This is a genomic window from Rothia nasimurium (assembly GCF_004569295.1).
Classification (GTDB): domain Bacteria; phylum Actinomycetota; class Actinomycetes; order Actinomycetales; family Micrococcaceae; genus Rothia; species Rothia nasimurium_B.
The window spans coordinates 45,627-71,669 of record NZ_SPQC01000004.1 but is presented as its reverse complement, the minus strand read 5'-3'; the positions used below and the strand labels follow the sequence as shown (position 1 = coordinate 71,669).

The 26,043-nt window shown below is 57.3% G+C and carries 29 protein-coding genes, 2 tRNA genes and 1 rRNA gene; 20 read left to right on the top strand and 12 right to left on the bottom strand.

Annotated features, from left to right (window positions below):
• The first annotated feature begins 57 nt into the window (after positions 1–57).
• Both trxB and trxA read left to right on the top strand, forming a co-directional pair.
• Positions 58–1,092 (top strand): thioredoxin-disulfide reductase, encoded by a 1,035-nt coding sequence (trxB, locus tag E4U03_RS01990; RefSeq protein WP_135011311.1) that lies wholly within the window; start codon positions 58–60, stop codon positions 1,090–1,092.
• A gap of 36 nt (positions 1,093–1,128) precedes the next feature.
• A complete protein-coding gene (gene trxA, locus E4U03_RS01985; protein ID WP_135011310.1) occupies positions 1,129–1,449 on the top strand; it encodes a thioredoxin in 321 nt (106 codons plus the stop codon).
• 111 nt (positions 1,450–1,560) lie between these two features.
• Here the strand turns inward: trxA and E4U03_RS01980 are convergent, their stop codons facing one another.
• The 3 genes from E4U03_RS01980 to E4U03_RS13675 all read right to left on the bottom strand — a co-directional run bounded on the left by E4U03_RS01980 (position 1,561) and on the right by E4U03_RS13675 (position 2,917).
• Positions 1,561–1,818 (bottom strand): hypothetical protein, encoded by a 258-nt coding sequence (locus E4U03_RS01980; protein ID WP_135011309.1) that lies wholly within the window; start codon positions 1,816–1,818, stop codon positions 1,561–1,563.
• A 2-nt stretch (positions 1,819–1,820) separates the two neighbouring features.
• Positions 1,821–2,075 carry a hypothetical protein gene (locus E4U03_RS01975; RefSeq protein ID WP_135011308.1) on the bottom strand — a complete coding sequence of 85 codons (255 nt, stop codon included), beginning with the start codon at positions 2,073–2,075 and terminating at the stop codon, positions 1,821–1,823.
• 581 nt (positions 2,076–2,656) lie between these two features.
• A complete protein-coding gene (locus E4U03_RS13675) occupies positions 2,657–2,917 on the bottom strand; it encodes a transposase family protein (RefSeq protein WP_135011332.1) in 261 nt (86 codons plus the stop codon).
• A 443-nt stretch (positions 2,918–3,360) separates the two neighbouring features.
• Between E4U03_RS13675 and E4U03_RS12710 the strand changes: the two genes are divergently transcribed.
• From E4U03_RS12710 to E4U03_RS13670, 3 genes are all read left to right on the top strand, one after another.
• Positions 3,361–3,534: a hypothetical protein gene (locus E4U03_RS12710; RefSeq protein ID WP_167752228.1), complete on the top strand. Its 174-nt coding sequence runs from the start codon at positions 3,361–3,363 to the stop codon at positions 3,532–3,534.
• Between the two features lie 362 nt (positions 3,535–3,896).
• On the top strand, positions 3,897–4,178 hold the full coding sequence (locus tag E4U03_RS01965) for a hypothetical protein (protein ID WP_135011307.1): 282 nt from the start codon (positions 3,897–3,899) through the stop codon (positions 4,176–4,178).
• A 146-nt stretch (positions 4,179–4,324) separates the two neighbouring features.
• On the top strand, positions 4,325–5,122 hold the full coding sequence (locus E4U03_RS13670) for a transposase family protein (RefSeq protein WP_135011306.1): 798 nt from the start codon (positions 4,325–4,327) through the stop codon (positions 5,120–5,122).
• Between the two features lie 426 nt (positions 5,123–5,548).
• Here the strand turns inward: E4U03_RS13670 and E4U03_RS01955 are convergent, their stop codons facing one another.
• The 3 genes from E4U03_RS01955 to E4U03_RS01945 all read right to left on the bottom strand — a co-directional run bounded on the left by E4U03_RS01955 (position 5,549) and on the right by E4U03_RS01945 (position 8,327).
• Complete coding sequence (locus E4U03_RS01955; protein ID WP_135011305.1) at positions 5,549–5,866, bottom strand: hypothetical protein; 318 nt, start codon at positions 5,864–5,866, stop codon at positions 5,549–5,551.
• Positions 5,867–6,301: 435 nt separating this feature from the next.
• Entirely contained in the window at positions 6,302–7,411 is a 1,110-nt protein-coding gene (locus tag E4U03_RS01950; RefSeq protein ID WP_135011304.1) for a ParB/RepB/Spo0J family partition protein, read from the bottom strand.
• A gap of 124 nt (positions 7,412–7,535) precedes the next feature.
• On the bottom strand, positions 7,536–8,327 hold the full coding sequence (locus tag E4U03_RS01945) for a ParA family protein (protein ID WP_245207636.1): 792 nt from the start codon (positions 8,325–8,327) through the stop codon (positions 7,536–7,538).
• A gap of 367 nt (positions 8,328–8,694) precedes the next feature.
• Here E4U03_RS01945 and E4U03_RS13085 point away from each other — a divergent pair, with 367 nt between their 5' ends.
• Positions 8,695–9,012 carry a hypothetical protein gene (locus E4U03_RS13085; protein WP_209304107.1) on the top strand — a complete coding sequence of 106 codons (318 nt, stop codon included), beginning with the start codon at positions 8,695–8,697 and terminating at the stop codon, positions 9,010–9,012.
• On the top strand, positions 8,895–9,236 hold the full coding sequence (locus E4U03_RS13080; RefSeq protein ID WP_209304108.1) for a GNAT family N-acetyltransferase: 342 nt from the start codon (positions 8,895–8,897) through the stop codon (positions 9,234–9,236). The genes E4U03_RS13085 and E4U03_RS13080 overlap by 118 nt, the downstream gene beginning before the upstream one ends.
• A 65-nt stretch (positions 9,237–9,301) precedes the next feature.
• Here E4U03_RS13080 and rsmG read toward each other — a convergent pair whose 3' ends face one another.
• The 6 genes from rsmG to rpmH form a co-directional block, all read right to left on the bottom strand.
• A complete protein-coding gene (gene rsmG, locus E4U03_RS01935) occupies positions 9,302–9,952 on the bottom strand; it encodes a 16S rRNA (guanine(527)-N(7))-methyltransferase RsmG (protein ID WP_135011303.1) in 651 nt (216 codons plus the stop codon).
• 3 nt (positions 9,953–9,955) lie between these two features.
• Positions 9,956–10,486, bottom strand: coding sequence for a protein jag (locus E4U03_RS01930; RefSeq protein WP_135011302.1), 531 nt, complete (start codon positions 10,484–10,486; stop codon positions 9,956–9,958).
• Positions 10,487–10,507: 21 nt separating this feature from the next.
• Positions 10,508–11,479 (bottom strand): membrane protein insertase YidC, encoded by a 972-nt coding sequence (yidC, locus tag E4U03_RS01925; RefSeq protein ID WP_135011301.1) that lies wholly within the window; start codon positions 11,477–11,479, stop codon positions 10,508–10,510.
• A gap of 58 nt (positions 11,480–11,537) precedes the next feature.
• Positions 11,538–11,942: a membrane protein insertion efficiency factor YidD gene (gene yidD, locus E4U03_RS01920; protein WP_135011300.1), complete on the bottom strand. Its 405-nt coding sequence runs from the start codon at positions 11,940–11,942 to the stop codon at positions 11,538–11,540.
• A gap of 3 nt (positions 11,943–11,945) precedes the next feature.
• A complete protein-coding gene (rnpA, locus tag E4U03_RS01915; RefSeq protein WP_135011299.1) occupies positions 11,946–12,308 on the bottom strand; it encodes a ribonuclease P protein component in 363 nt (120 codons plus the stop codon).
• Positions 12,309–12,403: 95 nt separating this feature from the next.
• Complete coding sequence (rpmH, locus tag E4U03_RS01910; RefSeq protein ID WP_083091541.1) at positions 12,404–12,541, bottom strand: 50S ribosomal protein L34; 138 nt, start codon at positions 12,539–12,541, stop codon at positions 12,404–12,406.
• Between the two features lie 496 nt (positions 12,542–13,037).
• Here rpmH and dnaA point away from each other — a divergent pair, with 496 nt between their 5' ends.
• From dnaA to E4U03_RS01850, 13 genes are all read left to right on the top strand, one after another.
• The gene (dnaA, locus tag E4U03_RS01905) at positions 13,038–14,609 is read left to right on the top strand and encodes a chromosomal replication initiator protein DnaA (RefSeq protein WP_135011330.1); all 1,572 of its coding nucleotides are present in this window, start codon (positions 13,038–13,040) and stop codon (positions 14,607–14,609) included.
• Positions 14,610–15,021: 412 nt separating this feature from the next.
• On the top strand, positions 15,022–16,149 hold the full coding sequence (gene dnaN, locus E4U03_RS01900) for a DNA polymerase III subunit beta (protein WP_135011298.1): 1,128 nt from the start codon (positions 15,022–15,024) through the stop codon (positions 16,147–16,149).
• Positions 16,150–16,185: 36 nt separating this feature from the next.
• Positions 16,186–17,379 (top strand): DNA replication/repair protein RecF, encoded by a 1,194-nt coding sequence (gene recF, locus E4U03_RS01895; protein ID WP_135011297.1) that lies wholly within the window; start codon positions 16,186–16,188, stop codon positions 17,377–17,379.
• 18 nt (positions 17,380–17,397) lie between these two features.
• The gene (locus E4U03_RS01890) at positions 17,398–17,991 is read left to right on the top strand and encodes a DUF721 domain-containing protein (protein ID WP_135011296.1); all 594 of its coding nucleotides are present in this window, start codon (positions 17,398–17,400) and stop codon (positions 17,989–17,991) included.
• A 299-nt stretch (positions 17,992–18,290) separates the two neighbouring features.
• Complete coding sequence (gyrB, locus tag E4U03_RS01885; protein ID WP_135011295.1) at positions 18,291–20,318, top strand: DNA topoisomerase (ATP-hydrolyzing) subunit B; 2,028 nt, start codon at positions 18,291–18,293, stop codon at positions 20,316–20,318.
• Between the two features lie 74 nt (positions 20,319–20,392).
• Entirely contained in the window at positions 20,393–23,044 is a 2,652-nt protein-coding gene (gyrA, locus tag E4U03_RS01880) for a DNA gyrase subunit A (protein WP_135011294.1), read from the top strand.
• Positions 23,034–23,540, top strand: coding sequence for a DUF3566 domain-containing protein (locus E4U03_RS01875; protein ID WP_167752227.1), 507 nt, complete (start codon positions 23,034–23,036; stop codon positions 23,538–23,540). Before gyrA ends, E4U03_RS01875 begins: the two co-directional genes overlap by 11 nt.
• Before the next feature lie 158 nt (positions 23,541–23,698).
• Positions 23,699–23,772, top strand: a tRNA-Ile gene (locus tag E4U03_RS01870).
• A 35-nt stretch (positions 23,773–23,807) separates the two neighbouring features.
• On the top strand, positions 23,808–23,915 hold the full coding sequence (locus E4U03_RS13075; protein WP_209304106.1) for a DLW-39 family protein: 108 nt from the start codon (positions 23,808–23,810) through the stop codon (positions 23,913–23,915).
• 12 nt (positions 23,916–23,927) lie between these two features.
• Positions 23,928–24,000, top strand: a tRNA-Ala gene (locus E4U03_RS01865).
• 3 nt (positions 24,001–24,003) lie between these two features.
• A 5S ribosomal RNA gene (gene rrf / locus E4U03_RS01860) occupies positions 24,004–24,120 on the top strand.
• Between the two features lie 435 nt (positions 24,121–24,555).
• Complete coding sequence (locus tag E4U03_RS01855) at positions 24,556–25,749, top strand: inorganic phosphate transporter (RefSeq protein ID WP_135011292.1); 1,194 nt, start codon at positions 24,556–24,558, stop codon at positions 25,747–25,749.
• Positions 25,750–26,037, top strand: a complete 288-nt coding sequence (locus E4U03_RS01850; RefSeq protein ID WP_135011291.1) for a hypothetical protein — start codon at positions 25,750–25,752, stop codon at positions 26,035–26,037. It abuts the gene before it with no gap.
• Positions 26,038–26,043: the final 6 nt, after the last annotated feature.

Below are 26,043 nucleotides of genomic sequence, written 5' to 3'. Positions count from 1 at the left end.
CCCCACCCACCCGCCGTTCCATACCCATAGCGCACCAAACCAACACCAAGGAGAACAATGACCGAGAACGCACTCGGCGGCCTCTTCGGCGGCGCCGCTGCCGGCCTCAACCTGGCAGGCTCAGCCACCGCTACCGCCCCCGACGCCACCGCCCAAAACGACGCCCAGACCGTTCACAACGTCATTATTGTTGGCTCAGGCCCCTCCGGCTACACTGCCGCCATCTATACCGCCCGCGCCAACCTCAAGCCCGTCCTCTTCGCCTCATCGATCTCCCCCGGCGGCGACCTGATGACCACCACCGAGGTTGAGAACTTCCCCGGCTTCATCAACGGTATTCAGGGCCCCGAGCTGATGACCAACATCGGAGCCCAGGCAGAGCGTTTCGGCGCAGATATTCGCTACGAGGACGTCGCCGAGGTTGAGCTCGAGGGTGACGTTAAGAAGGTTATTCTGACCGACGGGTCAGTTCACCTGGCGAAGACCGTCATTATTTCTACCGGTTCTGAGTACCGCAAGCTGGGTGTGGACGGTGAATCCCGTCTCTCTGGCCACGGCGTCTCTTGGTGCGCTACCTGCGACGGTTTCTTCTTCAAGGAGAAGGCGCTAGCTGTTATCGGCGGTGGCGACTCAGCCCTCGAAGAAGCCCTGTTCCTGACCGCTTTTGCGTCTAAGGTCTACCTGGTCCACCGCCGCGATTCCTTCCGCGCTTCTGAGATCATGGCCCAGCGCGCCCTGGCTCACGAGAAGATTGAGGTTATATGGGATTCGGTCGTCAAGACCATTGACGGCGACGAGAAGGTCTCTGGCCTGACCCTGTCGAATGTGAAGACCGGCGAAGAAACCACCCTGGATGTTGAGGGTGTCTTCGTTGCTATCGGCTCCGACCCCCGCACCTCCCTGGTGCAGGGCCAGCTGGACCTCACCGAAGCTGGCACCATCGCCGTAGAGGGCCGCTCTTCACGCACCTCTATTCCCGGTGTCTTTGCCGCAGGCGACGTCATCGACCCCACCTACCGCCAGGCCATCACCGCAGCCGGTTCAGGCTGCGTTGCGGCCCTGGATGCCCAGCACTATCTTGAGGCTCTCTAAGCCTCCCCTAGCCCCCTCTACGAAAGGTTATTTATCATGGCACAGCAGGTTACTGACGCTACTTTTGCTGACGAGGTTCTGAAGTCAGACAAGCCCGTCATCGTCGATTTCTGGGCTGAATGGTGCGGCCCCTGCCGCATGGTCGGCCCCATCATCGACCAGCTCGGTGAAGAGTACGGCGATAAGGTCAAGGTGCTCAAGCTCGATGTTGAGAACAACCCTGCCGCCGCAATGAAGTACGGCATTACTTCTATCCCCGCCATCTACGTCTTCAAGGACGGCGAGGTTGCCAAGCAGATCGTCGGCGCTAAGCCCAAGGCTGCCTTGGAGCAGGAGTTTGCGGAGTTCCTCAAGTAGGCCCTGCTTCTTCTCTAGATACCCCTGACAAGCCCCTCAGCTTCTTGCTGAGGGGCTTGATTGTAGCCACAGAAGGCTGCCAGAGACATCGCAGAAGAAGGTCGGAGTGTTTCACGTGAAACTCAGCAGCTTGACCGCTGTTTCCATCAAAATAGAACTGAGATCGCACTGCGGAGCAAAAGTAGGCAAGGAACCGCTCTCGATAGTTTCATGCCGGGCAACAAGGGCATGAACCTGATTGGAGAACTCCCCGGCCAGTTCAAATGTTCCCGGCTCAACATGCTCTGCAACGAAGTTGTAGCCCTCACTCAAGGCAAAAATTTGCTCCTCGTCGTTGCCCCAATATATGCGGCGCGGAGGGAGACTCATGGTTAGTTTTCACCCCACTGGCTTGTTATCTGGCGGGCTAATGCTCCAAAGCTAAGAGAGTGCAGGTCAAGTATGCCCTGGACAGGGGAAACTAGGTTTATGCCTCCTTCTTGAGTGGCTCCTTCGAGCTCATAGGTTTCAGCCTGCGCTAGAACAATTCCTACAGGTTGAAAATTTGTTGCTTCAGCCAGGTTTAGAGAAAGATTCTGCGCTGCTAGCTCAAGGTTTTCTGCTACCCAGAGAATGATGGGAGCCAAAACAGCTTGCTTCCCCAAAAGACGCGAGGCAAGGGGGGCACCAGAGAGAGCCCAGGAGGCTTTGCTTTAATCTCCTGCTGAAGCTACACGCAAGGCAAGTTCGGCTAGTGACATCGAAGAAGCTGGTGCATAGAAACGCACTCCCCGCCGCTGAGCCAGGTTTCCGTAAGGAGCGATTTTTTCAGCAATTTTTTTCAGGGTCGAGGGGAGCTTCTGGGGTGGTTGGGGTAATTCCCCACCGCTCATAGCGAGCTAACCATTGGGCTACTTCAGGACGAGCTTGAGGCAGGTTTTCTGGCAGGGTGGGGTCGAGAAGATAACGAGCTGCAGTAACAGCCCAGGGGTCTGAGCCTGGCCTGAGGGAGCAGATGAGATCATACCCATGAGCTAGTGCTATTTCGCGCAGGGTCGCAGGTTTGGGCTCCGTTTTTTCTTGGGTTATGCGGAGCAAGGTTGAGCGAGCTATACCGGCTTTTCGCGCTGTTTGGGAAGGCTGTTTAGCTGCTTCACGGATGAGTCCAGGTATATCCACATGTCCCACCCTAAAATATCTGTTACACACGTGCAACAGATGGTGAGGGTTATTCAAAAGTCCTCCCGGCCGCATAAAACACCAACCCCCGCACCACCGAAAACACCCGCCCATACGACCCAAACGGCCGCCTGAACCCAGTATGAAGAATCCGCCAGGTCTTGACGTGAGTAATCACCCGCTCAACCACCGACCGCAAACGATTCAGCACCCGATTATTCGTCTTTAGCTCCCGATTCAACCGTTGGCCAGGCCTACGCTTGGTGGGGCCGTTGTCTAGTTGGTGGGGTTGGGGTGTGGACTCCCTTATGAATAAGCCTCAAAGAAGACTGGCAACAGCAGTAAAGAACACCAGACACACGACGGATACAGAACCAGCCAGCAGCAGCTAGATCCACACACTTATCCCATCAGCTCTGATCCGGTTTACAGGAACTTTTTTCTTAAACACGTCTGGCATTGAAACGCTCCACCGCCACATCTGTGGCGGTTAACGACTTACCCACCTGCACCCCACATCCCAAGACACGGCATGAAACAAAACCAAACCATCGCCCAGTGACTCTGTCCTGTATACGTAAAGAGGGTAGAGCAAAATAACTCAAAGAGACGTATCTATCGTTCCCCTCGATACCTTATGAATTGACTTATTTTTTCTATAGCAATAGAATGCATGTGTTGCTAATCACTACGACGAAGGTATCATATAGCATTCCTCCAGCAAAGATGCTGTTATACGGAAAGGAATTATTCATGGCTATCATGAAGAAGGTCTCAACAGGTCTCACTGCCGGTCTTTTGGCTATTGGTCTTATGGGAGGTGTAGCCTCCCCTTCTTTTGCAATCACATCACCCAGTCAGGTTGCATCAGCTACCAATACACAGTCGAACATTGTGACTGAGATTCAGGTGATTGAGGGCAAATAATATAAAGTCCAGTGGAATAAGAAGGACAACTCAATCAAAAATTTATGGACCTGATGGGAAGCTGATGGGATCCACAACCATGGGCAAAGTCAAAATGCTATACCAGGCGCAGATAGGAATCCCTATTTCCCTTGATAATCCAAAACCTGGCATGGTACCTTACGCTCCGAACGCTTGTTCAATTACTCTTACAGCTGCTGGTGTTGCCAATAGTGTGCTGTGGACTGCGGCAGGCCTTACGGCCGTTGCCCCTCCAGCTGCCATTGCAGCTGCCGGAGGCGGGTTGTTGACTGGAACAATTTCGCTGTAGGTAGCATGTGGTGTTAGGAGAGTAGTAGCACTCGAAATATGGAGATAGAGAAATGCAAAAAATATACAGAAATATAAAAAGTTTTAATATTCTAAGTGCCGCTCTATCTCTTTTATTTGGTGGAATTTTCACCTCTGTTCCTGCTATAAAAACAGGTCTACCTATATTATCAGTGATTTCTGGTGTAATGATTGGCCTAAGCTTGGGATTGTTTTACCTAGGTGCACAATGGGATAATAAAACAAAGGTAAACATAATTTTTGGTTTATTAGCAACAGTTACATCTGCTGCATCTATTTCATTGGCGCTCTTAGCAGTGCAGGGAATTATATGATAATTACTGCGGTATTTCTCTAATCACTCAGGAACCAGTTCACGGGTTTTTACTAGAACCGTGAGCTGGTTTTTTAAGGCTTATTCATAAGGGAGTCCACACCCCAACCCCACCAACTAGACAACGGCCCCACCAAGCAGCAAAATATGAGCGTTAAATCTCTACAAATAACCTCAAACCAACCGGGAAGAACCGTTGCCATACCAGCGTGCAACCGGGCTCACCACCACGCTCCTAACAACCCTCACCTGGGTCAAACCAGGCCAAAAACCCCACAGACTCGCCCTGGCCCAGGGACTAAAATCACGCTAATCAGCTACCGGCACAACCTCATCCAAGAAGCCCTCGCCCACCTTTTTGAGGTCTCACAGCCAACTGTCTCACGGACGATTAGAACAATCGAGAAGGCCCTAGAAAAAGTCCTTACCCCGCTGATTCGACCTCTTAAAGAGAGCCTTAAAGCGCCTGGTTCCCTTGTGGTGGATGGCACTTTAGTTCCCATCTGGAACTGGCGTTCATTAGGTAAAACAAACTTCTCAGGCAAGCACAAACGCGCAGGATTCAATCACCACGTTATCTGCACGCTTGATGGCAGACTCCTGGCGATAACCGATCCGCTGCCTGGTGCTAGGCATGACGCCCATGCGTTCAGAGCCCACAAGCTAGATGAATTCCTGGATTCTTCGACTTTGGCGGATAAGGGCTATGTGGGCCTGGGGCTAACTACCCCGACCAAGCGTAGGCCTGGCCAACGGTTGAATCGGGAGCTAAAGACGAATAATCGGGTGCTGAATCGTTTGCGGTCGGTGGTTGAGCGGGTGATTACTCACGTCAAGACCTGGCGGATTCTTCATACTGGGTTCAGGCGGCCGTTTGGGTCGTATGGGCGGGTGTTTTCGGTGGTGCGGGGGTTGGTGTTTTTGGCTGCTGGTCGGACCTTATGAATAAGCCTCCAGGTTCGCTGCGAAACTGCTGGATTGTCGGCTGGTGTGAATCGACCTTGTGAGCGACAGCGAACCAGGCTAGGTGATAGGCAATGAGCACGAACCTACAGAACCCCTTTTGAATAAACCTCACGGTGCTACGCAGTTTCTAACTATAGATAAGAGAAACTCCAGCATCGCCATAGATTGAATCTAGATTTGTTGGGCACGAAGTAAACATACGAGAAAAACAAATACTTCAATAAAGGCAACAAATATCCATACGGATAGGGCTATAAAAAATAATTTTTTAGACATATTATCAACCTCCATACATGACACATATTCAGCAAAGGGTGGTTCAAAAATCGGGTGATGTTTCACATGAAACGGCAAAAAATCTCGAAGTTTATACAAACTCAACCTTTATGGGGTGCTTTTAAGATTCTAGAGGGTCTTTTCCAGAATCATGGATTGACGAGCTCTCCCGACCACTTTCTGGGGCGCTTCAAATCTGGCCGACTGCCCAGGAGCAAAAGAAGAACCGTATAACTCCATGGGCTGGGCTAAACTATCACCCACTGCTGATTTACCGCCAGAAGATATATCACCTTTACTAGCAGCAGGTTTATTTTTAGAATTTCCCACTTTAGGCTTTTCCTTAATAACTACACGACGCACAATGACGACAAAGGCAAGAAACATCAAACCGGAAATAATGAAAACGCCAAACCAGGAAATAAATTCATAGAAAAAATTCACCATTATCACCTCCTCGTGATACCCCCAGCATAGAACAACCTCCCTCATCCAAACCCCACACAATATTTACTGCGAGTTAGAGAAATCAGAGTCTCCCCACGAGAAGGGATCAGATTAGTTCCGATCGTATACGCACACATCAAGGAAATCAGGAGAATTTTGGTCCCTACCGCAAAAACTGGAGCTCTGGAAGCCAATCTCAGCGCCTAACGTGGCTTAATCGGCATTCGAGTAAGTTGTACCCTCTTTAAAGTCCTCAGGTGGCCGTACAGCGCTTTTTTACCTCTCCGCAAGCCCAAAAAACCTAGATTTCCACTTAGGGGCGCCCCCCTATACGTCATGTTTCACGTGAAACATAAAGAAGCGGTACCTGCACTTCGAACAGGTACCGCTTCCAGGTCTCATAGGCAGGCCAACCAGTCCAAACTGACTGCTCCCCTATTTTTTCTTGAGCTTGGGATCAATGATGTCAAGAATTCGGTTGAGGTCATCCACCGAGGCGAACTCAATGGTCATCTTGCCCTTACGGGCTCCCAGATTAATTTTGACGTTGGTATCCAGCTTGTCTGCGAGGGCATCTGCCAGATAGTCCAGTCGTTCAGAGTGATCCTGAACCTTGGCACCCTTCTTGGTGCGCTCGGGCTCAACCGAAGATCCTGCAGCTACGAGCTCTTCAACGGCACGCACAGACAAACCCTCATTGACGATTTTCTGAGCCAGAGTCTCAATATCAGCAGCCTTTTTCAACCCCAGCAGGGCACGGGCATGGCCAGAAGAAATGGTACCGGCGGCAACCCGGCGCTGCACCAAGGCAGGTAGCTTCAGCAGGCGGATAGTATTTGAAATCTGCGGGCGAGAACGACCGATACGCTGGGCTAGCTGTTCCTGGGTGGTTCCAAACTCTTCCAAGAGCTGCTGGTAGGCGGCAGCTTCTTCAATGGGGTTAAGCTGCGACCGGTGCAGGTTCTCCAGCAGGGCGTCCCGCAGCAGGTCTTCGTCCTGGGTCTCACGAATAATCGCCGGAATAGTGGTCAGGCCCGCGCGCTGGGTAGCGCGCCAGCGACGCTCACCCATAATAAGCTCGTACTTTTCAGCGCCGCCCTCCCGGCTGGGGCGCACAACAATCGGTTGCAGTACGCCGATTTCCTTGATGGAATGCACCAGCTCCTGCATATCGTGCTCGTCAAAGTCGGTACGGGGCTGCTTACGGTTAGGGTGAATATCGGTGACGTTGAGGGTAGCAAAATCGGCACCGGGCACAGGTACCAGACCATCACCTGCAGCGGCAGTCTCATCGCCAAAGAAGAAATCGACAGGACGCCGGGAACCGGTTGCGGTGCGCAGGGCAGCTCCCATGTCTGCCCGCTTCTTCTTTGATGTTTCACGTGAAACGCTCTTCTGGGCGGGGGCAGGAGCCTCTACACCTAGATCCAAATCTAGCTGTTCATTCTCTACCGACTCGGTGCTTTTCTGCTCCACCGGGGGCTTAGCGCTCTCTGGAATGAGAGCTCCCAATCCACGACCTAGACCGCGTTTCTTCTCTGCCACGTTGACCTCCGTACTCAAAAGTTTTCCTCACCCAAGTCTAGTGGAGTCAGCTCCCCCGCATAGACCAACGGCGCCCTGTTCAAACGCAGGGCGCCGTTTATTTATAAAACACATCCAAACCATCCTAGAAAAGGTGTTTATACTCTTTTGCCATCTCCATAGCAGCCTTCAGATAGGCCACGGCACCGGGTGATGCGGGGTCATAGCTCATCACGGTTTGCTGGTAGCTGGGAGCTTCAGAGATGCGCACAGAGCGGGGGATAGCGGTTTCAAGTACCTGTTCAGGGAAGTGTTCACGTACTTCGTCAGCCACCTGAGATGAGAGGTTGGTGCGGCCGTCGTACATGGTGAGCAAGATAGCGCTGATGTGCAGCTCAGAGTTGAGGTGCTTTTGAATCATGCCAATATTTTTGAGCAGCTGGCTCAGACCTTCCAGGGCGTAGTACTCACACTGAATGGGAATGAGCACCTCCCGGGCCGCGCAGAAGGCATTGATGGTGAGCAGCCCCAGGGAAGGCGGGCAGTCGATAAAGATATAGTCCAGACGCGGCAGCCCGGCAGCTTCTCGAGCGGCAGCATAATCAGAGACAGCGGTCTTCAAACGGGTCTCTCGAGCCACCATAGAAACCAGCTCAATCTCAGCTCCCGCAAGATCGATATTAGCTGGAGCGCACCAGAGGTTTTCGATATCGGGGCAGGGCTGCACAATGTCTGCCAGGGGCTTGTCATCGATCAGCACATCGTAGGTAGAGGGAACCTCCACCCCGTGTTCTATGCCCAGCGCGGTCGAGGCATTACCCTGGGGGTCGTTATCTATGACCAGCACATTCATGCCCTTGAGGGCGAGCGCCGCGGCAAGGTTCACTGCGGTTGATGTTTTACCCACCCCGCCCTTCTGGTTAGAGATGGTGAAGATGCGGGTTTCTCGGGGGCGGTTGAGGGTTTCGCTGGCTAGCTCTTCGAACTGCTGTTTGGCCGAGCGAGCCTGCTGGGTGATGGGATTATTCTGAGCGGCCGCAGCGTCAGTGCGCTCCAACTTTTCACGTGTTTCACGTGAAACATGTGAGCCGCGGTCAGGCTTAGCTAGGGCGTTCTGGGGTTCAGGTGGCAGCCCAAAATCGGGGATGTTGGAGATGGTAGACACCGGCTATGCTCCCTCGGTAGGTGTGGTGGTCTCGCTTATCTAAGGTTACCCGCTCTCTCCCACCTCTCGAAACATCGAAAAATAAACACCATAATTAAGTTGTTTTACAGATAAAAACCCGTGTTTCACGTGAAACACTTTGCACACCCCTATAATCACTGACCATGATCACCATTCGCAGACCCCTCCCCACGACGCCCAGACCCTAGCAGCCCTGCCTGCCACCACCTATGCACAGACCTTCAACTACTACCTACCCGAAGACCTAGAGCACTACCTCTCCACCACCTATACCACCGAAAACTACCTCGCCTATCTCGCAGCCCCCCGCACCGCCATCTGGCTGGCAGAAGATACGGACGCCCCCCACTGGGCTACGTCATGGCAGGCTCTGCTGGCCTCCCCCACCCTGATTGCAGCAACCAGGACGGTGAACTCAAACGCCTCTACGTCTTAGCGAACCAGCAGGGCTCAGGGCTGGGCACCAGACTGTTGGAGACAGCCCTGGAGTGGCTGGAGGGCGAGTACCCCCGCCGTTCCCTCTGGCTGGGGGTCTGGTCTGAAAACTACGGTGCCCAGCGCCTCTACCAGCGCTACGGCTTTGCACGTGTTGGTGACTACTACTTCACGGTCGGTTCCACTCAAGACTACGAGTTCATTTTCAGAAGAGACCCCCGATAGGTTCCACATAAAAAGCCCGGCTTCCCTCTACGGGGAAGCCGGGCTGTGCCGTCCTGGTCTAAAGCCTAGAGGCTTACTCGCACCACGGTGGTGGGCTCTTCGAGCAGGGTCTCGCCAGCGACCAGAATTTCGGTCTCGCGAGCGCCGTACTTGTTGAGTTTCTTCTTAGCCTTGGTGATCTCGTCAGCCGCGCTACGGCCCTTGAGGGCCAGCAGCTGGCCGGTGCCGCGCAGAATCGGCAGGGTGATGTCCAGCAGGCCTACCAGGGCAGAAACGGCGCGGGCGGTCACGTAGTCAGCCTCGATCTGCCCCACGGCCTGCTCGGCGCGGGAACGCAGGATCTTGACGTTATCCAGCCCGAGGTCGTCCACAACCTCGGTCAGCCAGATGACGCGGCGCTCCAGGGGCTCGATGAGGGTCAGTTTGAGGTCGGGGCGGGCAATGGCCAGGCAGAGGCCGGGGAGGCCCGCTCCTGAGCCCACGTCGGCGACGCGGGCGCCGTCCTCGATGAACTCCTCAACCACAGCGCAGTTGAGCACGTGGCGCTCCCAGAGGCGGGGAACCTCACGGGGGCCAATCAGGCCGCGCTCAATGCCGCTGGTAGCCAGGTGCTCCACGTAGCGCTCTGCCAGAGGCAGGCGGTCACCGAAAATCTGGTCGGCAGCTACCAGGGCAGGGCCAGCAAGTTCGGGAAGGTCGGTGGTTGCTTCGCTCATGGTTTAGTCCTCCGCCGGCATGATGACGATGTGACGGTCGGGGCCAGCGCCTTCTGACTCTGAGTAGAGGCCGTGGGCTGCCACGATGTCGTGCACGAGTTTACGCTCGTAGGAGCCCAGGGGCTCCAGATGCACCTCGTCGCCGGTTTCTTTGACGCGGGAAATGGCGGTCTCTGCCATGTCAACGAGGGCCTTCTGGCGGCCGGCACGGTGCTCAGCGATGTCCAGAATCAGGCGGGTGCGCTGGCCGGTGGCGGCCAGTACCGAGAGGCGCACGAGCTCCTGCAGGGCGTCCAGCACTTCGCCGTCCTCGCCCACGAGGGCGGCGAGCTCGGTGTTGTTGCCATCCTCGGTCACAACCGAGAGGTAGGTGCGGCCGTTGCGCACCTCGATGTCGATGTCGCCGTCGATGTCTGCGATGTCGAGAAGTTCTTCGAGGTAGTCGGCGGCGATGTCGCCTTCGTCCTCAAAGCCCTGCTCTGCGGCGTCTTCAAGGACGCTGTCTGCGGCGGTTTCTTCGTAGGCTTCAGTCATGGGTTCCTCCTGTAGCTGCCGCTATTTCTTCTTGTTCTGCTGCTTTTGGCGCTTCTTGCTCATAGGCTGCTGACGCTGACCGCGGTTGGCACGCTCACGCTGGGCTTCGAGCTCAGCTTCGTGCTCTTCCTTGGTCTTACCAACGGGGGGCAGACCCTTGGCGGCGCGACGCTCGTTGAGCTCACGCTCGGCCTGAGAGCCGGGAGTGGGGTTGTTCTTGATGACCCAGTACTGCTGGCCCAGTGACCAGAAGTTGGAGACGGTCCAGTAGACGAGAACGCCCAGGGGGAAGTTGATACCCGAGATAGCGAAGATGAGGGGCAGTACGTAGAGCATGATCTGCTGCTGGCGGTACATGGGGGACTGCTTGGCGACGTCCGACATGTTCTTCGCAGAGAGCTGCTTGGTGATGTAGAACTGGGTAGCGCTCATGAGCACAACCATGATGGCGGCGATGATGATGGTGGCGGTGTGGTTGCCGTTGCCGGGGTTCATCATGGTGGAGAAGAGGGGGGCACCGAAGATGTAGGCGTCGTTGAACTGCTCAATTTTGGCGTTGTCGAGCACCAGAATACCGGTGTTGTTAGCCGCTGCGGTGGGTACGCCGTTGAGCACCTGGAAGAGGCCGAAGAAGATGGGCATCTGCACCAGGATAGGCATGCAGGAAGCCAGCGGGTTGGAGCCGGTCTTGCGGTAGAGTTCCATCTGCTCCTGGGCCATGGCCTGGCGGGAGAGCTGGTCGGTTTTGCCCTTGTACTTAGCCTGAAGCTTGGCCAGTTCGGGTTGCAGCTCCTGCATGCCGCGCATGGCCTTGATCTGCTTCATGAAGAGCGGGATGGTGAGGGTTCGCATGACCAGGGTCAGGCCGATGATAGCCAGTACCCAGGTGACGCCGGACGCGGGGTCCATGCCGATGGCGGTGAAGAGTTCGTGGAATGCCCAGAGAATCGCCGAGACGATCCATTTGAAGGGCCAGAGAATGATGTCGAACATAGTTCTCTCCCTGGCTCGGGTGTGTGAGCCGGTTGTGGTGGACTGTAGCCAGTACCTGTTAGTGGTTCAGGTGCTGGTGCGGGTGGTTTAGAAGTATTATTTTGGGTTCGGTGCCGGGTGCGAAGGTACGTCGCCCGGATGGAACCGGGTCGAGGCCTCCGGTGGCCCAAGGATGGCAGCGCAGTAGGCGGCGGACGGTCAGTGAGAGGCCGCGTATGGCGCTGTGGGTGGTGAGCGCTTCGAGCCCGTAGGCTGAGCAGCTCGGATAGTACCGGCAGACGTTGCCGTAGAGCGGCGAGACGATGGCGCGGTAGACCTTGATGAAAGCGATGAGGACGTTCTGGGGCAGGGTGATAGCTGCCTGAACGATGGTGGTGGGGACGACGAATTCGTGGGGGGCCTTATCTAGCAGGACGTCTTCGTCCGCGGGTGCCCCGGCGGGGTGCTGGTGGGAGGTGCCCATGGGTTAGAGCTCCTCTCGGGCGGTGGCACCGAGTTTTTTGAGGGTGGTGGCCAGCGCGCTGGTCAGATCTGTTTCGAGGTCAGTGTAGGGGGCGGACGCTGCCGGCGGCAGGGCTCGCACAACCACACGGTAGCCGGTGGGGTTTTCGGCGACGAAGGGGGCTATGATGTCGCGGAGGCGTCGCTTGGTTTTGTTGCGGGTAACGGCGTTACCGACGGCCTTGGAGACGATGAAACCGATGATGGTTGGTTCTTCGCCTGTTTTGGCTGTATATAGAACTAAGTTCCGACGCCCTGAGCGGGCGCCGGAACGTGTAGTTGCTGAGAATTGAGCCGAAGCTCGCATCCGGTGCTGTTGTGCCAGCACGTAGTCTCCTTTGTCTTTTCGGTCGTCTCTCGGCGGGCTGCGTAATCACGCTGGCCTGCACAAGGGGCTAGGCCGAGGCGAGGAGATATGAAGCCTTATGCTGAGAGGCTTGCGCGGCCCTTTGAACGACGGTTCGCGAGGATGGCGCGGCCTGCACGGGTGCGCATGCGAAGACGGAAGCCGTGCTTCTTGGCGCGGCGGCGGTTATTCGGCTGGAAAGTCCGCTTACTCATTTGGTTACTCCAAAAATGGTTGGTACGGGGGCCAACCTTTCAACAGTTCTTCGAACAGGTTGACGCTTCTTGCTCGTGTGTTAGCTCCGCCGCTGAGGGGCAGATATCAGGCCTTAGATATAGGCATAGTCCTAGCACACTTTGACTAAACAACTCTAGAAGAGGTTGCGATATAAGGTCAAGCCCGCTAGGGGTAGGTCTTTAATCACAGGTAGGTGGGAGAGTTTGCCCACACCTGTGGATAGCTTGCGAGCGCGCTCGCCCTAGCGAGAGTTATCCACAGGCGCACCGGGGAAAGTTGTAAGTTACAAAAACTGCGGCTTTGAGCTAGCGGTGCGCGGTTTAATCACATACTGTAAACAGGTACTCCCCTCGTTAAATCACAAGTTTTCCACCCTGTGGATAACATGGTGATAAATCGGTGGGCCCTGCGGCTAAGCTGTGGGTAAGTTTTTTTGCGTGACCTGAGATTAAAGGAGAGCCAGTGGGCGATTATATGGACCCGGAGCTTCAGAAGAAGTGGATGCACCTGGTAACCCTGTTGCGGGCAGATAACTCGGTGGCTCAGCGTCACCGCGCACATATTGGCCTGGCTCAGCCTCACGCTTTTATGGGTAATGTGCTGCTGATTGCAGTGCCGAGCGAGTTTACCCGCGATATTTTTCAGCACGAGTTGAAGGAGATCCTGCAGGAGGCTATTACCGCGACCTTTGGACAGGGGGTGACTGAGGCTTTCATTATTGATACCAGCCTCGAGAATTCTCCTGAGAAGGTAGCGATGCCCACAACGGAGCGTCCTGCTGCTCTGTCTTTCCCTGTGCCCGCTGAGCGGGAGCCGGCTTCCCGCGCCGGTTTCGACGAAGCTGCCCACCAGCGTCCGGACGCTACCCCCGCCTTTGGGCAGGCACCGGCAGCTCTCGAGTTTGCCCAGGTCAACCATGAGGTAGAGCCCCTTGAAGAGCCTGTTGAGGCAGGGGAGCTGGTCGAGGCCCCCGCGGAGCCGGGGGACGTAAAGACTTGGGACTCCACCGCGCGCCTGAACCCCAAGTACACCTTCGATAGCTTTGTGATTGGCCAGTCCAACCGTTTTGCCCACGCGGCTGCCTTCGCGGTGTCCGAAACCCCGGCGTCTGCCTACAATCCCCTCTTTATCTACGGTGGCTCGGGCCTGGGTAAGACCCACCTGCTGCACGCCATCGGCCACTACGCCAAGAGCCTCTACCCCGGTTTGCGGGTACGCTACGTGAACTCTGAGGAGTTCACCAACGACTTCATCAATTCCATTCGCGACAACAACGGTATTACCTTTAAGCAGATTTACCGCAATGTCGACATGCTCCTAATCGACGATATTCAGTTCCTGGCTGGGAAAGATAGCACCCAGGAAGAGTTCTTCCATACCTTCAACGCCCTGCACAACCACCAGAAGCAGGTGGTCATTACCTCTGATTTGCCGCCCAAGCAGCTGACCGGTTTTGCAGAGCGTATGCGCTCGCGCTTTGAGTGGGGTTTGATTACCGATGTTCAGCCGCCGGAGCTCGAAACCCGTATCGCGATTCTGAGTAAGAAGGCCCAGAACGAGGGTCTTGATGTGCCCGATGATGTGATGGAATATATTGCCTCGCATATCTCCACCAACATTCGTGAGCTGGAGGGCGCACTGATTCGTGTGACCGCTTTTGCTTCTTTGCAGGGGCAGCCGGTGGACATGCAGCTGGCGGAGCAGGTGCTCAAGGATCTGCTGCTGGACGACGGTGCCCAGGAGATCACAGCATCGCAGGTGTTGCAGGCGACGGCAGAGTACTTTGATGTGACGATTGATGATCTGCGTTCGAAGTCCCGTAGCCGTACTCTGGTGAACGCGCGTCAGATTGCCATGTATCTCTTGCGAGAGCTCACCGATATGTCGCTGCCCCGTATCGGGCAGGAGCTGGGCGACCGCGACCATACCACCGTGATGTACGCAGATCGCAAGATTCGTAACCTCATGGCGGAGCGTCGACCTATCTTTAACCAGGTCACAGAGCTTACCAACCGTATTAAGCAGGGGTCGCGCGACGCATCCTAACCCTAAAAGGCCTAGTCACAAGGTTGTGGATAACTTTGAGACTTAAGGGGTTTTAATGTGGATGTTAAGTGCATGAATATGCAAAGTCTGTGCAGTTCGATAATTGCATAAATATCCATCCACTATTCATTCACAGTGGAGACAGGTTTTCTGCACAGGCGCCCCACAAGTATTTGGTTGAGATTCCGGGCCCAAACGGGGTTTTCCACAGTTTTCACAAGGGTTATTAACACTACGATTCTTAAAGAAAAAACGTCAAATAACAAAAAATCTGTGTTTATGCTGCCGGGCGGGGTTGGGCTCTTGTAATTACAGAAAAACAGCTTTGGTACCGAGGTAGTCCGGTAGACTGGACACCTGAACTGTGCCCGCTTAAGGGCTTCTCATGTTTAAAGCTTTGGAAGGTGCTCCGGTGAAATTTACTGTCGAACGCGATACTTTGGCTGAGGCCGTCAGCTGGACTGCCCGCTCCCTCTCCCCCCGTCCACCTGTACCTGTACTCTCTGGCCTGCTCATCAAGGCAGCGGCCGGTGATGTGTCTATCGCCAGCTTCGACTACGAGACCTCAGCTAAGCTCAACATCGCAGCCGATATCGCTGAAGAGGGCGAAGCCCTGGTATCTGGCCGTCTGCTTGCCGACATCTGCCGTTCGCTGCCCAAGTCTGATGTACTCTTTGAGCTGCGTGAGGGCAAGGTTCACCTCTCCTGCGGTTCTTCTAACTTCAACCTCTCCTCCATGCCTGTAGCTGACTACCCCGAGCTGCCTGCCCTCCCTGCAGTATCAGGTACCGTTGAGGGCTCTGAATTCGCTAAGGCTGTTACCCAGGTGTCTGTAGCAGCCTCCAAAGACGACACCCTGCCGATTCTGACCGGTGTACGCATGGAAATCGAGGGTGACCAGATCACCTTGCTCGCAACTGACCGCTACCGTCTGGCCATGCGCGAGCTGACCTGGAACCCCGCAGATGCTTCTATCTCAACTGCTGCGCTAGTCAAGGCCAAGACTCTTTCTGAGGTCGCCAAGACCCTGGGCGGTGCAGGGGAACTGTCCATCGCCCTGTCAGATGCCCACGAGCTCATTGGCTTTGAATCTGACTCCCGCCGCACCACCAGCTTGCTGGTCGACGGCGAATACCCTAAGATTCGTTCCCTCTTTCCCGAAGTCACCCCCGTCCACGCGATCGTCCGCACCTCAGACCTGATGGAAGCCGTCCGCCGTGTCTCCCTGGTCGCTGAGCGCAACACTCCCGTCCGCCTGGCCTTCAGCCAGGGCCAGGTCACCCTGGACGCCGGCACCGGCGAGGACGCCCAGGCAACAGAGGTGTTGCAAGCCCACCTGCACGGCGAGGACATCACCGTAGCCTTCAACCCCAGCTACCTCTCTGAGGGTCTGCACACCTTCGCAGCCAACAAGTTCGTGCGCTTCTCCTTCACCGACCCCCGCAAGCCCGTTGTGCTCTCTGAACAGGACGACTGGCAGGCTGAGGACGAGAAGAACTACCACTACCTGCTCATGCCTATCCGCCTGCAGAACCAGTAAAACCGCAGGTCAAACCGCTATCTCAAGGAGGGCGCGCTGTACATCGACCACCTTTCGTTGATGGACTACCGCACCTACCAGCTCCTGGCTCTCCCCCTCACCCCCGGCGTCACCGTCTTTCTCGGGTCAAACGGAGTGGGCAAAACCAATATCGTTGAAGCCATTGACTACACCGCGCAGCTGGCTTCTCACCGGGTTAGTCAGGACGCCCCGCTGGTACGTGTGGGCGCTGACCGCGCCTACATCCGCACCCGCACGGTCCGCGGCAACCAGCAGACCGTTCTTGAGTTTGAACTAGCCCCCGGTAAAAGCAACCGGGTGCGCATCAACCGGGCGGCTCCCGTTCGTGCCCGTGAAGCCCTGGGCGTTACCCGCACCGTGCTCTTCTCACCCGAGGATTTGCAGCTGGTGAAGGGAGACCCCGCCGGGCGGCGCCGTTTTCTTGATGATTTGGCGGTATCTCTGCGCCCCTCTGTTGCCGCCTACCGGGCGGACTATGAGCGGGTTTTGCGCCAGCGGAATTCCCTGCTCAAGTCCATGCGCTCGCGGCGCAGCACCGGGCCAGAGGATGCCTACACCCTGGAGGTCTGGAACAAGCAGCTAGCGGACGCCGGTGCCCACCTCTTGCAGGCCCGGCTGCGAACCCTGGCCCTGCTTCTGCCGCAAATACAGAGGGCCTATACCGAGCTCACGGACGGCTCCAAGAGCGTGAGCCTGGTGTACGACTCTACTGTTTTCCCGCCAATTTCAGCTAACCTTCTGCCGACTGCCGCTCTGATGGGGGTAGATGATTTGCGGGAGGCTATGCTGCGCGGTTTTGCCGATAAGCAGCGGGAAGAGCTGGAGCGCGGCGTGACCCTGGTGGGACCCCACCGCGATGACCTTGCCCTGGAACTCGGTGGCATCCCGGTCAAGGGTTTTGCCTCGCACGGGGAAAGCTGGTCTTATGCCCTGGCTCTGAAACTGGCCTCCTGGTACGTGCACCTGGCAGATAACGATGCCCCCGGTGCCTCCCCCATCTTGATTCTTGATGACGTCTTTGCTGAGCTCGATACTGCCCGCCGCCATAAGCTGGGCGCTATTGTTGCCGGTGCTGAGCAGGTGTTGGTGACCTGCGCTGTCGCCAGCGATATTCCGGAGGAGCTGGGCCATATCACCCTGGTGCGGGTGGAACCTGGCCGAGCCTGGGTAGACCCTTCGCCACTAGTTAATATTCTAGAAAAGGAATAAATTGTTGTGCGGGATAATATGGCTCAAACGGAATATGGTGCGGAGGCTGTAGACGCCCCCCATGCCCTACTCAGCCGCATCCGGGCTGCCAAAGAAGCCCGCGGCGAACACCGGGTGCAGGGCGCTGCCGGTCGGAAAATTATCAAGGACTTCGGCCGTGCGATGAACGCTGAGCCCGGCACCAAAGTACGCCGCTATGCCTCAACAGAACCTACCGGCCAGCTGGGCGGCTACACCGGAGCCGGCCCAAGTGCTCGCGACCCGCAGAGCCTCGGCGGCCTGCTCGACCGCGTCATTATGGAGCGGGGCTGGACCACTCCCCTGGCGGTTTCCTCAGTCATGGCTCGCTGGGGCAAACTGGTTGGCCCCCAAATCGCCTCGAAAGCTACCCCCGAGAGTTTTGAGGACGGGGTGATGACCGTCCGCTGCGAATCAACCGCCTGGGCCGTGCAGATTCGCCAGATGAAATACGACATCATGCGCCGCTTCAACGGGGAGCTGGGGGACGATGTCGTCAAAGACGTGCGCGCCTTTGGGCCAGCAGCCCCCTCCTGGAAAAAAGGACGGCGGGTTGCCCCCGGCGGGCGCGGCCCCCGCGATACCTACGGGTAGAAAACCCAGGGGTGCAAATTACAAAAATCGTTTCTGTGCCTCTGACCCCCTGACCCTGTGAGAACCCACAGCATCGGGGTTCCGGGCGCTCTAGCAGCGAGCTAGGGCTCTTCTGGCCCTAAGTACCCCTCTAAAACATCACAAAACAGGTTCAAAAATAGCCCTGTGCGGTAGAATTGAGAGCAGAATACGCGCGCCTGCCCGCCCGTACAGCAGCCCCACCCCGCCGCCTCGAGTGCGGGCGTCCGCGCTGAACGTCCGCCGGTGCGAGACCGACCATGCAAGGAGCCTAACTACCTGTGGCAACTGAAGAAACCTCCCACGAATACGGCGCCGCCGACATCACGGTCCTCGAAGGCCTTGAAGCTGTGCGCAAGCGCCCCGGTATGTATATCGGTTCAACCGGCGAACGCGGCCTGCACCACCTGGTCTACGAAGTCGTTGATAACTCCGTCGATGAGGCCCTGGCAGGGCACGCCGACCTGATTGAGGTCGTCATTCAGAAGGACGGCGCAGTACGAGTTGCCGACAACGGGCGAGGCATTCCCGTCGATGAACACCCCACCGAAAAGAAGCCCACCGTCGAGGTCGTCATGACCATCCTGCACGCCGGTGGTAAGTTCGGCGGCGGCGGCTACGCGGTCTCCGGCGGCCTGCACGGCGTGGGTATCTCCGTTGTTAATGCGCTCTCGACCAAGGTCGAAACCGAGGTGCGCCGTCAGGGCTACAAGTGGCACATCAGCTACGCCAACGGTGGACACACCGTCAAGCCCCTTACCCGCGGGGAGGCCACCGACGAAACCGGCACCACTCAAACCTTCTACCCTGACCCCGAAATCTTCGAAACCGTTGAGTTCGACTTCGAGACCCTGCGCGCCCGCTTCCAGCAGATGGCCTTCCTGAACAAGGGCCTGGCCATCCAGCTCACCGACGAACGTGAGCTGCACGAGGGCGACGAAGTCACCGGCGAAGAGAAGCTCGAGAAGTTGCCCCTCAACCAGGTAGGCGCCGACGCCAACGGCTGCAAGACCGTCACCTACATGTACAAGGACGGCCTCTTCGACTACGTGAACTTCCTGAACACCTCCAAGAAGCTCACCACCGTGCACGATGACATCATCGCCTTCGAAACCGAAGATTCCGACCGCATGATGAGCCTGGAAGTGGCCATGCAGTGGACCACCGCCTACAAGGAATCGGTACACACCTACGCCAACACCATCAACACCCACGAGGGCGGCACCCACGAAGAGGGCTTCCGTACCGCTCTAACCACCCTGATCAACCGCTTCGCCCGCGACAACAAGCTGCTGCGCGAGAAGGACGACAACCTCACCGGTGAGGATGTTCGCGAAGGTCTGACCGCAGTGGTCTCCGTCAAGATTTCCGAGCCCCAGTTTGAGGGCCAGACCAAAACCAAGCTGGGTAACTCCGAAGCCAAGGCTTTCGTTCAGCGCGAGACCATGGACCAGCTAGGCGACTGGCTGGAGCGTAACCCCGGTACCGGTAAGGAAATCGTCCGCCGCGCTATCACCGCAGCCCAGGCCCGCCTGGCTGCCCGCAAGGCCCGCGAAACCACCCGCCGCAAGGGCCTGCTCGAAACCGGCTCCATGCCCGGCAAGCTCAAGGACTGCTCCTCCAAGGACCCCTCAATTTCAGAGATTTACCTGGTGGAGGGTGACTCTGCGGGCGGTTCAGCTGTGCGCGGCCGCAACCCCGAAACCCAGGCCATTCTGCCCCTGCGTGGTAAGGTGCTGAACGTCGAGCGCGCTCGCCTCGACCGCGCCCTGTCTAACGCTGAAATCCAGTCACTGATTACCGCCTTCGGTACCGGCATCGGTGAGGACTTCGACATCGAGAAAGCCCGCTACCACAAGGTCGTCCTGATGGCTGATGCGGACGTGGACGGCCAGCACATCACCACCCTGCTGCTGACCCTGCTCTTCCGCTACATGCGTCCGCTCATCGAAGCCGGCTACGTCTACCTGGCCCAGCCCCCGCTCTACCGCATCAAGTGGTCTAATGCCCCGCACGACTACGTCTTCTCTGACGCCGAGCGCGACGCTGCCCTGGAAGCCGGCTACGCCAAGAACCAGCGCATCCCCAAGGATAACGGCATCCAGCGCTACAAGGGTCTGGGCGAGATGGACTACACCGAGCTCTGGGACACCACTATGGACCCCGAGCGTCGCACCCTGCTACAGGTCAAGATGGAAGACGCTGCCGCGGCTGACCAGATCTTCTCCGTGCTGATGGGTGAGGACGTCGAGGCTCGCCGAGAATTCATCCAGCAGAATGCAAAGGATATCCGCTTCCTTGATATCTAGGGCTTTTTAGTGTGAATTAAGCGCTATATAGCCAATATGGAATATAAAAATCAAGGACGAAAAACGAGGAACTTATGAGCGACGAGAACACCACCAGCTCACCCCAGCCCGTCGAGGGCGATATCGTTGCAACCGACGCAACCCCGGCACCTGCCGGCGGCAACGTTGAAGTTGTAGACCTGCGCTCCGAGATGGAGCGCTCCTACCTGGACTACGCTATGGCTGTCATTATCGGCCGTGCCCTGCCCGATGTGCGTGACGGCCTCAAGCCTGTGCACCGCCGCGTCATCTACGCCATGTACGACGGTGGCTACCGCCCCGAGCGTTCCTTCAACAAGTGCGCCCGCGTGGTTGGCGAAGTCATGGGGCAGTACCACCCCCACGGCGATGCCGCTATCTACGACACCCTGGTGCGCCTGATTCAGGACTGGGTCATGCGCTATCCCCTGGCCCTCGGTCAGGGTAACTTTGGCTCCCCCGGTAATGATGGCGCAGCAGCTCCCCGTTACACCGAAACCAAGATGGCCCCCCTGGCCATCGAAATGGTACGAGATATCACCGAGGATGCCGTCGACTTCCAGCCCAACTATGACGGCAAGAACCAGGAACCGGTCGTCCTGCCCTCCCGCATCCCCAACCTGCTGGTCAACGGCTCATCGGGTATCGCAGTCGGTATGGCCACCAACATTCCGCCCCACAACCTGCGCGAGGTAGCCGACGGTGTGCAGTGGTTCCTGCAGAACCCCGAAGCCTCCAATGAAGAGCTGCTCGAAGCCCTCATTGCCCGCATCAAAGGCCCTGACTTCCCCACCGGCGCAACCATCCTGGGACACAAGGGTATCGAGCAGGCCTACCGCACCGGCCGTGGCTCCATCACCATGCGCGCTGTGGTCAACGTCGAAGAAATCCAGGGCCGCACCTGCCTGGTCGTCACCGAACTGCCCTACCAGGCCAACCCTGATAACCTGGCCATCAAGATTGCCGAACTGGTCAAGGACGGCAAAATCACCGGCATCGCTGACCTGCGCGACGAAACCTCCGGCCGTACCGGCCAGCGCCTGGTGATCGTCCTCAAGCGCGACGCTGTGCCCAAGGTGGTGCTGAACAACCTCTACAAGCACACCCAGCTGCAGGAAAACTTCTCAGCCAACATGCTGGCGATTGTGGACGGCGTGCCCCGCACCCTCTCCCTGGACGCCTTTATTCGCCACTGGGTCAACCACCAGCTCGAAGTCATCGTCCGCCGTACTCGCTACCGTCTGCGTCAGGCTGAAGAAGAAGCGCATATCCTACGCGGCCTGCTCAGGGCCCTCGATGCCCTCGACGAGGTCATCGCCCTGATTCGTCGCTCCCCCACCGCCGACGATGCCCGCACCGGCCTGATGGACTTCCTCGACATCGACGAGGCCCAGGCCCAGGCGATTCTGAACATGCAGCTGCGCCGCCTGGCTGCCCTGGAACGTCAGAAGATTCAGGACCGCCACGACGAGCTCATGCGCATGATCGACGAGTACAACGCGATTATCGCCTCTGAGGATCGCCAGCGCGCCATCATCTCTGAAGAGCTGGCCGAAATCGTCGCCCGCTTCGGCGATGAGCGCCGCACCAAGATTCTCATGGGCTACGACGGTGACATGTCCATGGAAGACCTCATCCCCGAGGAAGAAATGGTCGTCACCATCACCCGTGGCGGCTACGTCAAGCGCACCCGCAGCGACCAGTACCGCTCCCAGCATCGCGGTGGCAAGGGCATCAAGGGTGCCTCCCTGCGCGGGGATGACGTGGTTCAGCACTTCTTCGTCACCTCCACCCACTCCTGGATTCTCTTCTTCACCAACCTGGGCCGTGTCTACCGCACCAAGGCCTACGAGCTCATGGAAGCCGGCCGCGATGCCAAGGGTCAGCACGTGGCTAACCTGCTGGCCTTCCAGCCTGATGAGACCATTGCCAAGGTCATGGAGCTCAAGTCTTACGAGGACGCCCCCTACCTGATTCTGGCCACCAAGAACGGTCTGGTGAAGAAAACCGCCCTGTCGGACTACGACACCAACCGTGCCGCCGGCGTCATCGCCATCAACCTGCGTGACGGCGACGAGCTGGTCTCAGCCCAGCTGGCCAGCGCCGAGGACGACCTGCTGCTGATCTCCCGCCAGGGCCAGTCCCTGCGCTTTAACGCCTCTGACGAGGCCCTGCGCCCCATGGGCCGCGCAACCTCAGGTGTGACCGGCATGAAATTCCGCGACGGCGACGAACTGCTCTCAGCCAACGTCGTCACCGACGACTCCTTCGTCTTCGTGGTCACCGCTGGCGGCTACGCCAAGCGCACCCAGGTCGACCAGTACCGTGTGCAGGGCCGAGGCGGCCTCGGCATCAAGGTCGCCAAGCTGGCAGAAGACCGCGGCGAGCTCGTCGGTGGCCTGATTGTGGGCGAAGAGGACGAGGTCATGGTCGTCATGCAGTCGGGCAAGGTCGTGCGCACTTCGGTCTCAGAAGTATCGGCCAAGGGCCGCGACACCATGGGCGTCATTTTCGCCAAGCCCGGCAAGAATGACGAGATCCTCGAAGTTGCCCGCAACTACGAGCGCAGCATCGATGAGGTAGACGACACCGACGAAAATGGCGCCGAAAGCTCCGAAAAGCCGGCGGATGAAGTACCTTTAGAAAACAACACCACCCCGGCAGTAGCCGACACCGCAGACGCACTTGGAGGTAAGAGTGAGCACTAAAAGCACCGGAACCGCACCGCGGCCAGCGCCGCGAGCCGGCACCCCGCGCGCTGCCCAAGGTAAGGCACGCCCCCAGAGTACGGCGTCCGCAGGTGCCCAGCGCAAGCCGCTGGTGCGCCCCGCCCCTCGCTCCAAGATCCGTCGCGCTCGCCTGGTCGTTGCCAAGGTAGATACCTTCTCGGTTGCCAAGCTCGTCTTCCTGCTCTCGGTCGCCATCGGTATCGCCACCGTGGTTGCGGCCGTCATTCTCTGGCTCGTCATGCAGGCCACCGGCGCCTTCCAGAGCCTCAATGACCTGCTGACCCTACTCGGTACCACCGGCGACGCCGTGGACATCTCCCAGTACCTCTCACTGGGTCAGGTAGCTCTCTACAGCACCATCATCTCCGTGGTGAACGTCGTGCTCTTCACCCTGCTCGGTACCCTGGCAGCCATGCTCTACAACGTGGCAGCCAAGCTGGTCGGCGGCGTGGGCGTAACCCTCACCGACGAATAAACCAAAACCCCTGTTCAGCTTCGTGGTGCCTTGCAGATTCAGGGCGCTACGAAGCTTTATAAACATCCTTTCAGGGCGTGTGTCTCAGAACACGCTATTTCGATTTGGCAAGGTGTCAAAACCTGTGTAGAGTTATATCTCGTTCTGATGAACACCAAGGGCGTATAGCTCAGACGGTTAGAGCGCTACACTGATAATGTAGAGGTCCCAGGTTCAATTCCTGGTACGCCCACTCACCTTGGTTGAAAGGTTGACATGAAGAAATTTATGGCAATCACGCTCGCTGCGCTGGCAACAGTAGTGGCAGTACAGAAGGCTAAGGATTCTCAGGAGAATAAAAAAACTTGGGAAGAAGCTACGGATAAAATTTCATAGGTAGCACCCGATGGGGGCGTGGCGCAATTGGTAGCGCACCTGCTTTGCAAGCAGGGGGTTAGGGGTTCGAGTCCCCTCGCCTCCACTCTTCGGTGATTATAGCAAGAGGGAAACACCCGGTCCCATCCCGAACCCGGAAGTTAAGGCTCTTAGCGCCGATGGTACTGCACTGGCGACGGTGTGGGAGAGTAGGTCATCGCCGAATTAAATGTGGTAAGGAACCCCGGTCGAAAGACTGGGGTTCCTTTTTGTCTAGCTGCTTCGCTCTGGGGTGGGTGGGGTGTGAAAATAGGGTTCAAGTAAACCTTGAATTTTTGTAGCAGTTTATGAGCAACCCCACGGGGTCTTAAAGTGAACAAATGGTAAACAACCTCGCTCTGAGTGTGGGTTTCCCATGATGGAAGGGGCTGCCCGCTCGGGGAAAACCATGTAAAACCATATTCCCCTAATGGGGTGTATTGCAGAAAATACTCCCTAGCCAGGTAAAACGAAAGTATTCCCCTCTCTGTTGCAGAGGGCGTCCTTGCTCAAAATATGCTTCTTGTGGGTTTGAAGAAACTTAAGCAATATTCCATCCCTGCCTAACTCCTCAGTTGCCTGATGTTTCCCAAAACCTGCCTTGCCCACAAGAATAGAAACCGTGACTACAGAACTCATCATTCTGGTGATCGTAGTGCTGACCGCACTAGCCTTCGACTTCACCAACGGCTTCCACGACACCGCTAACGCCATGGCCTCATCTATCGCCACCGGCGCCCTCAAGCCCAAAGCGGCTGTCGCTCTTTCAGCCGTCCTTAACCTCATCGGGGCCTTCCTCTCCATCGAGGTAGCTAAGACCGTCGGCTCCGGCCTCATCGACCTTGAAACCGCCGGCGGCGGCCCCAGCCTCATGCTAATTGTCTTTACCGGCCTGGTGGGCGCAATCCTTTGGAACGTCTTCACCTGGCTGCTGGGCCTGCCCTCCAGCTCCTCTCACGCCCTTTTTGGCGGCCTGATCGGTGCAACCCTGGCATCGCTGGGTACAAGTGGCGTGCTCTGGAACGGTGTGCTGATGAAGATTATCGTCCCCGCCCTGATGGCACCGCTCATCGCGGGTGTGGTTGCCGGTATCGGCGCTGCCATCATCTACGCGCTGACCAAGAGCGTGCCCGGCGACCAGAAAAAGAAGAACTTCCGCTTCGGCCAGATTTCTGCCGCTTTCCTGATGTCCCTGGCGCACGGCACCAACGATGCACAGAAGACCATGGGCGTTATCTTCCTGGCCCTGGTTGCTGCCAACGAAATCAACCCCGAAGCAGATATCCCCTTCTGGGTCCGCCTGGTCTGCGCCCTGGCTATCGCCCTGGGTACCTACCTGGGCGGCTGGCGCATCATCAAGACCATGGGTAAGGGTATCGTCGATATTGAAGGCCCCCAGGGCTTCGCAGCGGACGGCTCCTCGGCAGCTATCATCCTGACCTCCTCTCACTTCGGCATGGCCCTGTCTACTACTCACGTGGCAACCGGCTCTATCATCGGCTCCGGCATCGGCCGTCGCGCCAAGGTGAGCTGGTCAACCGCCCGCCGTATGGTCATCGCCTGGATTATCACCCTGCCCGCCGCTGGCTCCGTCGGTGCGCTGACCTGGTTCGTGGGTAACGGCATCAACTCCATGACCGGTAGCGCCTGGATGGGCGAGGCAACCGTCTTCCTCATTCTGGTCGGCTTCTGCTTCTGGATGTGGGCCCACTCCCGCAAGAGCGCCGTCAGCCACATCGATATGCACTCGGGTGAGGCTGTCACCACCCGCGAGGTGCACACCGAGTCGATTCCCACCGTGAAGGCTGGTTTCTAAATGTTGATTGTTGATATCTTCCACAAGATTTACCCCGTCTTCCTGGCCGGTCTGGGCTTTGGTGCTGGCCTGCCGATTCTCTACGCCCTGGGTGTGCGCCTGATGAGCGGCACCGCTGTAGAGACCCCCGAGGGCACTGTCTACACTGAGCCTGCCCCTGTGGCCCGCGCTGCCGCCTACGTGCTGTTTGCGGTGCTGGCTTTGGCTGTTGTGAGCGGTATTCTCTGGATTGCCAAGGACTTCATCTACGCCTACACCGGCTTCAACTTCCTGGGAGCTGCAGGCTAAAGGATT

Excerpts from the sequence above, each read along its gene's own strand:
- trxB (WP_135011311.1), top strand. The coding sequence starts at position 58 with ATGACCGAGAACGCACTCGGCGGCCTCTTCGGCGGCGCCGCTGCCGGC.
- trxA (WP_135011310.1), top strand. The coding sequence starts at position 1,129 with ATGGCACAGCAGGTTACTGACGCTACTTTTGCTGACGAGGTTCTGAAG.
- E4U03_RS01980 (WP_135011309.1), bottom strand. The coding sequence starts at position 1,818 with ATGAGTCTCCCTCCGCGCCGCATATATTGGGGCAACGACGAGGAGCAA.
- E4U03_RS12710 (WP_167752228.1), top strand. The coding sequence starts at position 3,361 with ATGGCTATCATGAAGAAGGTCTCAACAGGTCTCACTGCCGGTCTTTTG.
- E4U03_RS01965 (WP_135011307.1), top strand. The coding sequence starts at position 3,897 with ATGCAAAAAATATACAGAAATATAAAAAGTTTTAATATTCTAAGTGCC.
- E4U03_RS13670 (WP_135011306.1), top strand. The coding sequence starts at position 4,325 with ATGAGCGTTAAATCTCTACAAATAACCTCAAACCAACCGGGAAGAACC.
- E4U03_RS01955 (WP_135011305.1), bottom strand. The coding sequence starts at position 5,866 with ATGGTGAATTTTTTCTATGAATTTATTTCCTGGTTTGGCGTTTTCATT.
- rsmG (WP_135011303.1), bottom strand. The coding sequence starts at position 9,952 with ATGAGCGAAGCAACCACCGACCTTCCCGAACTTGCTGGCCCTGCCCTG.
- E4U03_RS01930 (WP_135011302.1), bottom strand. The coding sequence starts at position 10,486 with ATGACTGAAGCCTACGAAGAAACCGCCGCAGACAGCGTCCTTGAAGAC.
- yidC (WP_135011301.1), bottom strand. The coding sequence starts at position 11,479 with ATGTTCGACATCATTCTCTGGCCCTTCAAATGGATCGTCTCGGCGATT.
- yidD (WP_135011300.1), bottom strand. The coding sequence starts at position 11,942 with ATGGGCACCTCCCACCAGCACCCCGCCGGGGCACCCGCGGACGAAGAC.
- rpmH (WP_083091541.1), bottom strand. The coding sequence starts at position 12,541 with ATGAGTAAGCGGACTTTCCAGCCGAATAACCGCCGCCGCGCCAAGAAG.
- dnaA (WP_135011330.1), top strand. The coding sequence starts at position 13,038 with ATGGACCCGGAGCTTCAGAAGAAGTGGATGCACCTGGTAACCCTGTTG.
- E4U03_RS01890 (WP_135011296.1), top strand. The coding sequence starts at position 17,398 with ATGGCTCAAACGGAATATGGTGCGGAGGCTGTAGACGCCCCCCATGCC.
- gyrA (WP_135011294.1), top strand. The coding sequence starts at position 20,393 with ATGAGCGACGAGAACACCACCAGCTCACCCCAGCCCGTCGAGGGCGAT.
- E4U03_RS13075 (WP_209304106.1), top strand. The coding sequence starts at position 23,808 with ATGGCAATCACGCTCGCTGCGCTGGCAACAGTAGTGGCAGTACAGAAG.
- E4U03_RS01850 (WP_135011291.1), top strand. The coding sequence starts at position 25,750 with ATGTTGATTGTTGATATCTTCCACAAGATTTACCCCGTCTTCCTGGCC.